Origin of the sequence: Chromohalobacter sp. HP20-39 (assembly GCF_033052815.1) — a bacterium.
GTDB lineage: Bacteria > Pseudomonadota > Gammaproteobacteria > Pseudomonadales > Halomonadaceae > Chromohalobacter.
This window is the reverse complement of the sequence record NZ_JAWHTP010000749.1, coordinates 1-266: the sequence shown is the minus strand read 5'-3', so window position 1 is coordinate 266 and position 266 is coordinate 1. Positions and strand designations below refer to the sequence as shown.

1 protein-coding gene is annotated in these 266 nt (G+C 68.4%); it reads left to right on the top strand.

Going from position 1 to position 266, the window contains the following annotated elements:
* Nucleotides 1–266, top strand: a 266-nt coding sequence (locus RVY79_RS19950; protein WP_317466313.1) for a hypothetical protein, incomplete at both ends; no start/stop codon positions are given.

Below are 266 nucleotides of genomic sequence, written 5' to 3'. Positions count from 1 at the left end.
CCATCGGCAAGGTCGGCCCGACGCTGCTGTTCGACCATACCGATCGCGGCAAGAACACGATCGTGGTCTACGATTCCACCGGCGGCAAGACCGGCGTTCCGCTCTCCGACGAGGTGAAGGAGGCGCTGACCAAGGCCGGCCTGCCGCTCGCGACCCCGAGCCGCGGCGACAATGCCAAGGCGGGCGACGCCAAGACGCCCGGCACCACGGTCGCCAACGTCGCGCAGCAGGCCTACATGGCCGATGTCACGACCTTGGTCGCGACA